Source organism: Sporomusa sp. (genome assembly GCF_035561255.1).
GTDB lineage: Bacteria > Bacillota > Negativicutes > Sporomusales > Sporomusaceae > Sporomusa.
Genome location: NZ_DATMXX010000405.1, coordinates 1 through 11,901 on the forward strand (window position 1 = coordinate 1; position 11,901 = coordinate 11,901).

The 11,901-nt window shown below is 48.9% G+C and carries 11 protein-coding genes; 1 reads left to right on the forward strand and 10 read right to left on the reverse strand.

Going from position 1 to position 11,901, the window contains the following annotated elements:
• Positions 1-25 precede the first annotated feature (25 nt).
• The 8 genes from VN379_RS23060 to argC form a co-directional block, all read right to left on the reverse strand.
• A complete protein-coding gene (locus VN379_RS23060; protein WP_325538269.1) occupies positions 26-1,099 on the reverse strand; it encodes a branched-chain amino acid aminotransferase in 1,074 nt (357 codons plus the stop codon).
• Positions 1,100-1,135: 36 nt separating this feature from the next.
• Positions 1,136-2,551: an argininosuccinate lyase gene (argH, locus tag VN379_RS23065; protein ID WP_325538271.1), complete on the reverse strand. Its 1,416-nt coding sequence runs from the start codon at positions 2,549-2,551 to the stop codon at positions 1,136-1,138.
• The gene (locus tag VN379_RS23070; RefSeq protein WP_325538273.1) at positions 2,544-3,767 is read right to left on the reverse strand and encodes an argininosuccinate synthase; all 1,224 of its coding nucleotides are present in this window, start codon (positions 3,765-3,767) and stop codon (positions 2,544-2,546) included. Before VN379_RS23070 ends, argH begins: the two co-directional genes overlap by 8 nt.
• Positions 3,768-4,079: 312 nt before the next feature.
• The gene (gene argF / locus VN379_RS23075; protein WP_325538274.1) at positions 4,080-5,012 is read right to left on the reverse strand and encodes an ornithine carbamoyltransferase; all 933 of its coding nucleotides are present in this window, start codon (positions 5,010-5,012) and stop codon (positions 4,080-4,082) included.
• Positions 5,013-5,033: 21 nt separating this feature from the next.
• Complete coding sequence (locus VN379_RS23080; protein ID WP_325538383.1) at positions 5,034-6,188, reverse strand: acetylornithine transaminase; 1,155 nt, start codon at positions 6,186-6,188, stop codon at positions 5,034-5,036.
• Between the two features lie 34 nt (positions 6,189-6,222).
• Positions 6,223-7,128 (reverse strand): acetylglutamate kinase, encoded by a 906-nt coding sequence (argB, locus tag VN379_RS23085; RefSeq protein ID WP_325538276.1) that lies wholly within the window; start codon positions 7,126-7,128, stop codon positions 6,223-6,225.
• Positions 7,129-7,206: 78 nt separating this feature from the next.
• Complete coding sequence (gene argJ / locus VN379_RS23090) at positions 7,207-8,418, reverse strand: bifunctional glutamate N-acetyltransferase/amino-acid acetyltransferase ArgJ (RefSeq protein ID WP_325538278.1); 1,212 nt, start codon at positions 8,416-8,418, stop codon at positions 7,207-7,209.
• A gap of 176 nt (positions 8,419-8,594) precedes the next feature.
• Positions 8,595-9,635, reverse strand: coding sequence for an N-acetyl-gamma-glutamyl-phosphate reductase (argC, locus tag VN379_RS23095; protein ID WP_325538280.1), 1,041 nt, complete (start codon positions 9,633-9,635; stop codon positions 8,595-8,597).
• Positions 9,636-9,733: 98 nt separating this feature from the next.
• Between argC and VN379_RS23100 the strand changes: the two genes are divergently transcribed.
• Complete coding sequence (locus tag VN379_RS23100) at positions 9,734-10,354, forward strand: DedA family protein (RefSeq protein ID WP_325538282.1); 621 nt, start codon at positions 9,734-9,736, stop codon at positions 10,352-10,354.
• Between the two features lie 20 nt (positions 10,355-10,374).
• On the opposite strand, the gene amrS is transcribed toward VN379_RS23100, so the two are convergent.
• Both amrS and amrA read right to left on the reverse strand, forming a co-directional pair.
• Positions 10,375-11,364: an AmmeMemoRadiSam system radical SAM enzyme gene (amrS, locus tag VN379_RS23105; RefSeq protein ID WP_325538284.1), complete on the reverse strand. Its 990-nt coding sequence runs from the start codon at positions 11,362-11,364 to the stop codon at positions 10,375-10,377.
• 19 nt (positions 11,365-11,383) lie between these two features.
• Positions 11,384-11,899, reverse strand: coding sequence for an AmmeMemoRadiSam system protein A (gene amrA / locus VN379_RS23110; RefSeq protein WP_325538286.1), 516 nt, complete (start codon positions 11,897-11,899; stop codon positions 11,384-11,386).
• Positions 11,900-11,901: the final 2 nt, after the last annotated feature.

Here is an 11,901-nt window from a genome sequence, read left to right on the forward strand (position 1 = left end):
CTAGTATAGTATATTTAGGTCAAATTTATAGCTTAGTTACTTCACCAATCCAACCAAATTTGTCCGCTACGCGGCCCTGTTGAATGCTGGTAATATAGTCAAACAGTTTTTGAGAGGTTTCGCCTGTTTGGTTATTATTAATGACGATATTCTTGCCATGCCAGGATAGCTCGCCAACTGGTGAAATGACCGCAGCTGTACCTGAACCGAATACCTCTTTCAGGCGGCCCTCGGCATGAGCAGCATATACTTCATCAATCGAGATGCGGCGTTCGGTCACTTTCATACCCCAGTCTTTTGCCACCTGAATGACAGAGCGGCGGGTAATGCCATTTAAAATACTGCCATTGAGTTCTGGGGTAATAATCTCGTCGTCAATTTTAAAGAAGATATTCATAGTGCCGACTTCTTCAATATATTTCTGTTCAAGCGCGTCAAGCCACAGCACCTGGGTATAGCCTTCTTTTTTAGCTTCTTCCGAAGCCTTGAGGCTGGCGGCATAGTTAGCCGGTGTCTTGGCTTCGCCCAGCCCCCCCTTAACGGCGCGTACATAGTTTTCTTCAACCTTAATCTTGACAGGTTTGAAGCCAGATGCGTAATAGGCGCCAACTGGGGAGAGAATGATGAAGAGTGTGTATTCGTCGGCAACTTTTACACCGACGAAGGGATCAACTGAAATAACGAACGGACGAATGTACAGAGATGTTCCCAGCGATTGTGGCACCCAATCCTTGTCAACTTCAATCAATTTATTCAAACCGGCATGTAATAAATCAACATCCATTTGCGGGATGCTTAAAATGTCAGCTGAATTGTTAAACCGTTTCAGGTGATCGACAGGACGGTACACCACGATGCGGTTATCTTCCGTACGGAAGGCTTTCATACCTTCAAAGATGGCTTGTCCATAATGCAGCACCATAGCTGCCGGAGAAATGCCAAAGTCACCATACGGAACGATGCGGGGGTTATACCAGCCTTTGCCTGATTGATAGTCCATGACAAACATATGGTCGGTAAAGATCTTGCCAAATCCAAGTTTGTCGTCTGCAGGGAGTGTGCCGCGTTTATCAGCCAGTGTAACAGCGATATCAGTCATGTTAACAGGCCTCCTTGGGTTGTATATTTATGGATATTATAGTTTGATTTTTGTATACATGTCAAGGCGTTTTTGCTGTTTCTCCATTATGGACTTGGCAACAGTGACAGCCTGTCCAACCTGAGCGGGCGATGTCCCCCCCAAAGAATTACGGGCAGCCACACAGGTTTCGATGGTAATGGCGACTAAAATATCGGTGTCAAACAGCGGCGAAAAATTTTTAAACTCTGCCAGGGTCAAATCTGTCAGGTTTTTTTGCTCACCTAAGCAATAGGCTACACATTTGCCGACAACTTCATGCGCCTGCCGGAATGGCAACCCTTTTTTAACAAGATAATCTGCCATATCAGTTGCATTGGAAAAGTCGGTTTTAAGCGCCTGCCGCATTGTACCGGAATTGACCTTCATGCCTCTGAGCATCGCAGCATACACTGTCAGGCTGAATTTCACAGTGTCAATGGTGTCAAACAACCCTTCTTTGTCTTCTTGCAGATCTTTATTGTATGCCAGCGGGAGACCTTTTGCCACTGTCAACATAGCCATCAGATGACCGAAAACGCGTCCGGTCTTGCCCCGCACCAGCTCGGCGACGTCAGGGTTTTTCTTTTGCGGCATAATACTGGAACCGGTACAATGGGCATCGTCAAGCTCAATAAAGGAGAACTCGGTGGATGACCACAAGATGATCTCCTCACTTAACCGGCTTAAATGCATCATCAAAATTGACGCAAACGACAAAAATTCCAGGATATAGTCCCGGTCACTTACCGCATCAATACTATTTTCGTAGATGCGGCCAAAGTTTAGTTCTCTGGCAACAAGTTCCCTGTCAATGGGAAATGTGGTGCCGGCTAAAGCGCCTGCACCAAGAGGCATAATATCTGCCGACTCCCACACCCCGCCCAAACGCCTGAAGTCCCGCTCAAACATGAAAAAGTAGGCTATCATATGGTGGGCAAAAAGGATGGGCTGGGCCCGCTGCAGATGGGTATAACCAGGCATAATTGTCTCCGGATATCGATGGGCGGTATCAAGAACAGCCTGCTCCAGGTCAAAAAGCAGGGTGCCGATTTCGGCCACTTGCTCCCTGACATACATATGGGTATCAAGGGCCACTTGGTCGTTCCGGCTGCGGGCAGTGTGCAGCCGGCCGCCGGTCGGGCCGATGCGTTCAGTCAGACGTTTTTCAATATTCATGTGGATATCTTCAAGCGATACCTCAAAGCTGAAGTTGCCTGCTTCAATATCGGCAAGAATGCTGTTTAAGCCGTCAATAATCAGCTTAGCATCGTCAGTGCTGATGATGCCGCACTTAGCCAGCATGCCGGCATGAGCAATACTACCGGCAATATCCTGCCGGTACATGCGGCTGTCAAAAGAAATGGAGGAGGTAAACTCCTCCACCATAACATCAGTGTTTTTGGCGAAACGTCCGCCCCATAATTTACTCATTACTTTTCTTGGCCTCAGCTTTCATCATGGCCCGAACCTTAAGGGGCAGTCCAAAGAGGTTGATAAAGCCCTCGGCATCGCCGTGGTTATATAATTCTTCGCTATCGCCAAAGGTTACAATTTTTTCGTTGTAGAGCGAATATGGCGATTTCGCGCCGGCGCTCATGATGTTGCCTTTGTAGAGTTTCATCCGGACAGTGCCGGTAACAGTCTGTTGTGTCGAATCGACAAACGCATCAAGTGCTTCACGGAGGGGGGCAAACCACATGCCGTCATACACCAGTTCAGCATATTTAATCGCAACCTGTTCTTTATAATGCATAGTTGCCCGGTCCAGGGTCAGGTATTCCAGTTCACGGTGAGCAAAATATAAGATCGCTCCACCGGGATTCTCGTACACGCCACGGGATTTCATCCCAACAAGACGGTTTTCGACGATATCGGCAATACCAATGCCATTGGCGGCACCGATCTCATTGAGTTTGGTGAGGAGCGCCACAGCGTCCAGCTTGACACCGTCAACAGACACTGGAATACCTTTTTCAAAACCCACCTCAATGTAGAGCGGTTGATCAGGTGCTTTTTCCGGTGGGGTAGTAATCAGATACACATCATCAGCCGGTTCGTTGGCCGGGTTCTCCAGATCAGCACCTTCATGGCTCAGATGCCAGATGTTGCGGTCCATGCTGTAGGGGCGTGCTTTGGAAACAGGCACAGGAATGCCGTGTTTTTCGGCATAGTCGATGGCATCTTCGCGGGAACGGATGTCCCATAGGCGCCAGGGAGCAATGATTTTAAGATGAGGAGCCAGTGCTTTTACAGTAAGCTCGAAACGAACCTGGTCGTTGCCTTTACCTGTTGCGCCATGGCAGATGGCATCAGCGCCTTCTTTCAGGGCAATCTCAACAAGTGCCTTGGCAATGATCGGGCGGGCAAAGGAAGTCCCTAACAGGTATTTGCCTTCATATACAGCGCCGGCCTTAAGGGTCGGCCAAACATAGTCTTCGACAAACTCAGCTGTCAGGTCTTCAATATATACTTTGCTGGCGCCTGATTTAATAGCCTTTTCACGGACAGGGGCCAGTTCATCGCCCTGCCCAACATCAGCGCACATCGCAATAACTTCGCAATGATAGTTCTCTTTCAGCCAGGGAATAATAACCGAGGTATCCAGGCCACCGGAGTAGGCCAGTACAACCTTTTTGATTTCACTCATTATAAATTGCCTCCTATTGTCGATATGGTTTCCCAGGTTTTCCTATTGTAAAGTTTACAGGAACCCAGTGAAATTGTCTATATGGTAAAGGAAATTGAAAAGTACGTGTGTTAAAATAACCGTCCGCTCGGCATACTCCCGTAACCAAAAAAGTCATGAGCAGCCGGAACTTGTTAGAAATGTCCAGATGCGAGGCGCACCGGAAAAACGTGCAGCGCCGCGTACTGGCGTACGCAAGCAATCGTTTTGAGGAGCAACGAAGCAGGTGGGCGTTTATAACAAGTTCTAAAATATTTGGCACAAGTTCAAAGGCTAATCGGCCATAAGAAGGGCTAATATGGCTTTTTGCACGTGCAGGCGATTCTCCGCCTCATCAAATACTACCGAGTTTGGCCCTTCGATAACATCATCACTAATCTCCTCGCCGCGGTGGGCGGGCAGGCAGTGCATCACGATGGTATCTTTCTTGGCCGCCTGCAGGATGGCGTTGTTAATCTGGAAGCCGGCAAAGGCTTGTTTACGGATAGCCTGCTCGCCCTCTTTGCCCATGCTGGCCCATACGTCGGTGTACAACACGTCGGCATCTTTAGCGGCAGCAAAAGGATCATCGAGAATGGTTATTTTACTGCCGGACAGTTTGGCATCCACAGCAGCCTGCTCAACAATCGTTGCATCAGGCGCATAGTTGGCCGGGGTGGCCACACTGATATCCATACCGACCTTGGCACAGATATGTAAAAGCGAGTTGACCATATTGTTGCCGTCCCCAATATAACACAGCTTACGGCCTTTTAAGTCACCTTTGTGTTCAAGGGCGGTAAAGATATCCGCCATTGCCTGGCAGGGGTGCAGCAGGTCTGTCAGCGCGTTAATAACAGGCACTGTGGCATGCTCAGCCAGTTCTTCCACCTCCAGGTGGGAGAAGGTCCGAATCATAATTCCGTCAACATAACGGGATAATACGCGGGCCGTATCCTTAACCGGTTCGCCCCGGCCAATTTGCAGATCGTTGGAAGAAAGGAACAGTGCCGAACCGCCTAACTGCCACATGCCGACCTCAAATGATACCCGGGTACGGGTTGACGACTTTTGGAATATCATGCCCAGTGTCTTGCCTTTTAACAGCGGGTGTGGCTCACCTGCTTTTTGCTTGGCTTTTAATATCCTGGCAAAATCAAAAATTTGATATATCTCATCAACAGATAAATGATGTACTGATAAAAAATCTTTCCCTTTAAGGCTCATTCCTCATACACTCCCCCATGATTAAAGTTGTACAGCCGCCAGTGTTTTATCTAATATGGCGATCAATTCGTCCACATGACCTTTAGTGATAATCAGCGGCGGTACAAACCGGAGTACATCGCCGGCGGTGCAGTTAATAATCGCACCCTGGTTCATGCAGCTATTAACGATGTCCCGCCCTGGTAGAGTGAGTTTGGCGCCAACAATCAGACCTTTGCCGCGTACCTCGCTAATAATTGCCGGATATTTTTCTTTGAGCACATTAAGCTGTGCCATCAGGTATTCACCCATTGCCTGCGCGTTAGTGAGCAGCTTTTCCGACTGAATAGTGTCCAGCACCGCATTTGCAGCGGCACAGGCCAGCGGATTACCGCCAAAGGTAGAACCATGGTCACCAGGCCCAAAGGCAGCAGCAACCTTATCGGTGGCAATAAACGCGCCGATCGGCACGCCGCCTGCTAATCCTTTGGCCAGGGTAACGATGTCAGGCTTAATGCCTAAATGCTCATAAGCGAACATCTTGCCGGTACGGCCAATCCCGGTCTGAATTTCATCAAGGATTAAGAGCGCGCCATACTTGTCACACAGATCCCGAACTTTGATAAAGTAGTCCTGATCCGGCATGTTAATGCCGCCTTCGCCCTGAATAGGCTCAAGCATTACGGCGCATGTTTTGTCAGATATAAGGGCTTCAAGAGCGGCAATATCATTAAACGGTACATGGGTAAAGCCGCCTGGCAGCGGTTCATAGCCATGCTGGTATTTGGGCTGAGCCGTAGCTGTCAGGGTTGCCAGTGTACGCCCGTGGAAAGATTGCTCAGCGGTGATGATTTGAACCTTATCCGCATTGATTGCCTTGCCATATTTACGGGCCAGTTTAATGGCCCCTTCGTTGGCCTCTGCGCCACTGTTGCCAATAAATATTTTGTTAAGGCCGCTTGCGCTTACTAGTGTCTTGGCAAGGGTAACCTGGGCCTCGGTATAGTAAAGATTAGAACAGTGAATCAGTTTACCGGCTTGCCCGGCCACGGCAGCAACCAGTTTAGGGTGGGCGTGACCCAGAACATTGACGGCTATACCGGCTAGAAAATCTATATATTTGTTACCTTCATTATCATAGACATAGGGTCCTTCACCATGACTAAGGACCATCTGATACCGCGCGAACACCGGCATATAGTTGGTCCGGTCAATATCAATTACCGTTTGTTTATCCACTGATGTACCTCCTGTATTTAACCACTTCGGTACCGATCCCCTCGGTGGTAAAGATCTCTAACAACAGTGAATGGGGTTTGCGGCCATCAATAATATGGGTTTTGGCTACCCCGGCTGCCAGTGCTTTTACACAGGCCTCCACTTTGGGGATCATCCCGCCTTCAATGCTGCCTGATTTAATCATCTCCTGAGCTTCTGCCAGTGACAAGGTTGATACAAAGCTGCTTTTGTCGCTATAGTCGCGATAAATACCCTCAACGTCAGTAATCAGGGCCAGTTTCTCAGCCCCTAAGGCTGCAGCCAGTTCACCGGCCACATAGTCGGCGTTAATGTTGTAGGTAGCGCCATCTTTGCCAATGCCGATTGGTGAAATAACCGGGATATAGCCTTGATCCAGCAATGTCTCGATAATACCGGTATTCAGTTTCAGCACATCGCCAACAAAACCGATATCAACCTCTTTGGTTTGACCGTTCTCACGGACTTTCGCCAAATGCTTGGCCGCAATAATCAGGTCGGCATCTTTGCCGCTTAAGCCGACTGCTTTGGCCCCGAGAAAGTTTAGATTTTTAACGATTTCACTGTTAATTTTGCCGACAAGCACCATCTCGGCAATCTCCACAGTCTCGGCATCTGTTACCCGCAGACCACTGACAAAGCTGGATTCCTTACCAAGTCTTTTGAGCATGCCGGTGATTTCCGGTCCGCCACCGTGAACAACAACAGGACGAATACCGGCGTATTTAAGAAAGATAATGTCCTGCATTACATTTTTCTTGAGTTCATCATTAAGCATGGCATTGCCGCCGTATTTAATCACAATTGTATTGCCGGCAAACCGCTGCAGGTATGGCAGAGCTTCAATAAGCACAGCCGCTTTTTCTACCGAATTAATCATATTCATCATCCCTTCCCATTTTAACCTTATTGTAACGATGCTGAATCAAAGCGTTGCGGTATGAGGTTCTTGACAGCATCAGGTAGTATATTCACCGTTAATCTTGACATACTCATACGAAAAATCGCAGGTCCACACGGTAGCTACCGCATCGCCTAAACCTAAATCGATGGTAATTGCTATATCTTTGGCAGCCATGACTGCTTTGAGTTTGTCGGTGTCAAAGCCAACTGCTCCCTGCCCATTGACAACAATGGTTAAGTCACCAATAACCAGCGATGTTTTTTCCGGTTGGCTCTGGGCGCCGGAATAACCGACTGCGCATAAGATGCGCCCCCAGTTGGGGTCCTGACCGAAAAAAGCGGTCTTAACAAGCGGTGATTTGGCGATCGCCATCGCAGCACATTTCGCTTCAGCAAAGGATACCGCTCCGGTGACGTTAATCTCTAAAAACTTAGTGGCCCCTTCCCCGTCCCGTACGATCAGCTGGGCCAGTTCAGTACAAACGGTTTTGAGGGCTGTATAAAATTCCTGGTAGCCTTGGCTATCAGCGGTGGCAATCAGCTCATTGCCGGCCTGGCCATTGGCGATGACAGCAACCATATCATTGGTACTGGTATCACCGTCTACGGTTATCATATTAAAGGACAGCTCAACCGCCTGGGCAAGCGCCTGTTTCAGTATTAATGAGTCAACGGCTGCATCAGTAGTAATAAAACTCAGCATTGTTGCCATATTGGGGTGAATCATACCTGCCCCTTTGGCAATTCCGGCAATTTTGCAGGCTTTGCCGCCAAGTGTAAATTCATAAGCACAAGACTTCGAAAAAGTGTCTGTTGTCATAATTGCCGCCAGCATCTGTTCGTGACCAGCCGCAGCCAAGCTGCCTGCGGCCTGAGTGATCCCCGGGATTACTTTATCCATTGGCAGGTTAACGCCGATTACCCCGGTTGAAGCCACCAGTACCTCACAGTCGTCCAGCTTAAGGGCCTGGGCTGTTTCACGGGCCATTGTCCGGGCATCAGTCAGCCCCTGATCACCGGTGCAGGCGTTGGCACAACCGGAATTGACAACAATGGCGCGGGCTTTCCCCCGGGCGATAGCCTGACGGGAGACAAGCACAGGCGCCGCCGCCATTTTGTTGGTGGTAAACTGTGCTGCCGCTGCTGCGGGGACAGTGCTATAAATAATCCCCACATCTTCTTTACCATTCTTTTTTATGCCGGCATGAACACCGGCTGCTGTAAATCCTTGCGGGGCGGTTATGCCACCGGTGATTTTAGTTAACATTACAATTCTTTCCCCCTGTTAGCGTGTTTGTTAAAACACGCACCCTTAATGTAAGTAGGTTGGTTCAAAATGTTCAGATGCTAGGCGCGACGAGGATTGTGCCGCGCCGCGTACGCAGTTGGTACGCAAGCAAGCAACCGCAGGAGCAACAACGCAGATGGGCGTTTTCAACCAACCTACGGATATAAGGGCGCGTTGTCCAGCCCTGTCCGCTCCTCAATATTAAACATTACATTCATATTTTGCACGGCCTGACCGGCTGCGCCTTTGACCAGATTGTCGATCGCCGCAACAGCAACTACCCGGCCGGTGCGGTTGTCAATATGCCAGCCCAGGTCGCAGAAGTTGGTGCCACGGGTATTCTTGGTAGCAGGGTACCCGCCCCGCCCTAACAGCCTGACAAAATATTCGTCGCCATATAGAGAGGTGTATGCCGCATCAACAGCTTCTGCTGTTACGCCTTGTTTTAATGTGGCATAACAAGTGCTCAGGATGCCTCTGGCCACAGGAATCAAGTGCGGCGTGAAGCTAATAACAAGTTGTTCACCAGCCAGTTCGCCGAGCACAGCCTCAATCTCCGGAGTATGCCGGTGACCGGCTACATTGTACGCCTTAACGTTTTCGAATACCTCAGTAAAATGCGACCCCAGGCTCAAACCACGTCCGGCGCCGGATACGCCTGATTTGGCATCAACGATAATCGAAGTCAGGTCAATTAGTTTATGCTGTACCAGTGGTGCCAGCGCCAGGATGCTGGCTGTTGTGTAGCAGCCGGGGTTACCGATAATCGATGCCTCACGGACTTGGCTGCGCTTTAATTCTGTCAGTCCATACACGGCTTGGGCTTCACGGTGGGTATGGGGAACTTTGTACCACTGTTCATATATATCATGATCCTTAAACCGGTAATCGGCTCCAAGGTCAATAATCTTTAGGTTAGGATTTACTGCCGTGGCCTTACGCCCAACCTCCATGGCATGACCATGGGGCAACCCAATAAATATAACCTCGCTCTGGGATGCTATCATGTCCAGGTCGGACAAACTGGCTAGTGTTTTAGCATAAAATCGTGTAAAATGGGGATATATTTCATTGATGGCAGTACCTGGCTGGCTTTCGGATGTAATATACAGTACTTCAGCAGCTGGATGGGATGCCAGAATACGTAAAAGTTCCGCACCGGTGTAACCGGTTGCTCCGACAATGCTTATCTTCATGGGCCTCGCTCCTTTTCATGTTATAATAATACATTATATATGAATATTAATGCAAGTATTTTCGTGTTTTTGTATACATTAAATTTTTTGAGGTAGTTATGGCGATTGACTTTACTCCCCTTATTGGGATAATTGAACAGTATAGCTATGGGGCTGTATGTCTGGCGATGGTATTTGAAGGCATGTGCCTGCCCATCCCCAGCGAGCTGGTATTGGGATTTGCCGGTTATATGGTGTATAAGGGTGTTTTTAGTTTTCCAGCCGCCGTGTTTGCTGGTTGGCTCGGTAGTATGCTGGGGTCTTTATTTATCTATTTTGTGGCCAGACAGGGCGGTCGCAGGTTTCTCTACAGATTCTGCGGGATTATCCGCCTCTCACCGGTTTATGTTGATAGAATGGGCGAGGCATTTATCCGCTATGGCCCCCAGATTATTATCCCCTGGCGGCAATTACCCATTGTCCGCACTAAAATCAGTATTGCTGCCGGCCTGCTCAACATGCGGCTAACTACGTTCACGTTGCTTACAGCCTTGGGCATTGGGATATGGTGTACGCTGGCGGTAGGCTTAGGTCTTTTCTTCGGCCCGCATTGGCAAACCCTGATTGACATCTTCTCAGAGCTTGGTTATCTGGTTATAGCCCTTTGGGTTATTATCGCCGTCATTATTGGTATATATTGGAATATATGCTTTAAAAGAAAAAAAGAGGCTCCCAGATAATCGCAGATAGCCTCCTGCCTTTAAAACTTGACTTCTCCGGTAATTGATATGCTGCTCCCGCACCGGGGGCAGTTTTTTTTGTTTAACCGGCTATTACGCTTCAGGCGGTCAATTACTTTGTAGCAACACTCTGGACAATAGGTCACTGATCCCTCGCCGCCGGTATTGCCAAGATAGACATAGTTAAGCGCCTGACAGGCAATTTTACCAGCCTGCTCAAGGGTGCTGACAGGGGTTGGCGGTGCATCCATTTTGTAATTAGGGAAATAACGTGAGAGGTGTAGCGGTATATCAGGGCTAATATCTGCTAGCCATTCAGCCATGTCGGCAATTTCAGCGTCAGAGTCGTTGAGCCCGGGAACAATTAAGGTGGTGATCTCTATATGACACTGCTGAGCTGCCAGCTTGACTGTCTCTTTGACCTGATCTAGCTGGCCGGCACAAACTTTTTGATAAAAATCATTATTAAACGCTTTTACGTCAATGTTTATCGCATCAATATACGGCAGCAGCTCCTGCAAGGGCTTGGGGTTGATAAACCCATTAGTGACAAGTACGTTTTTGAGCCCGCCCGCTTGTACGAGGCTGGCGGTATCCAGAATATATTCGTACCATACTGTAGGCTCTGAATATGTATAAGCGATACCGATATTTCCCTGGCCCAGGAGGTGGTTGGCCAATGCGGCGGCAGCCTGGGGCTCAAGGGCGGTTACCTGTGGGTTGGCATGGGCTATATGCCAGTTTTGGCAAAACCGGCAGGCAAAGTTACAACCCCAGGTACCAAGTGACAGAATGTGGCTGCCAGGGTAAAAGTGATACAGTGGTTTCTTTTCTATCGGGTCAAGCGCCTGAGCAGTCGCTTGAGCATAGTTGAGGCTGTATAATCTGCCGCCGGTGTTTTGGCGTACCCGGCAAAAGCCTGTCTGCCCTTCATTAATAAAACAGTTTTTCGGGCACAGGCTACAGGCGATTCCCTTGTCATGAGGGGTGTAATGGAGAGCCTCGCGCATGTTGTTCACCTGCTTTAGCTTACTTATACCGGGTCACAGTAAAACGATATAAATCAATCTGTTCATTTGTCTGGATACCGGCTTTTTCCATGGCAATAGCAACCTGCTCAGATGTGGTTTCAACACCCTCCAGATCAGGCAGGAGCAATCCGGAGCGCCGGCCTTTACGGACAATGACCCCATACCTTTTGGGGTCAAGCTCATCAAGGCTATAGATCTGTTCCGGCGCTTCCAGTATGTCCACCGAGATCTCAAGTTCAGAGAGCTCTGATTGTTTAATTTGTGGAAAACGAGGATCTTCTGTTCCGGCACTCACGGCATTTTGGATAATTTCCTCGGCCACAGTCGGCTGGGTGGGAGCGAAAGTACCGATACAGCCACGCAATTGACCGTCTTTCTTAAACGAAACAAAGACCCCGGCTTGTCCCTGTAACACGCTTGACAGTTCAGCGGGTTTATCCATTAACCGGCCATAGCGCAGGTAATGTGTAAGACTTTCCCGGGCAAGAGCTGGAACTGTACTTTGTCCACTCATGC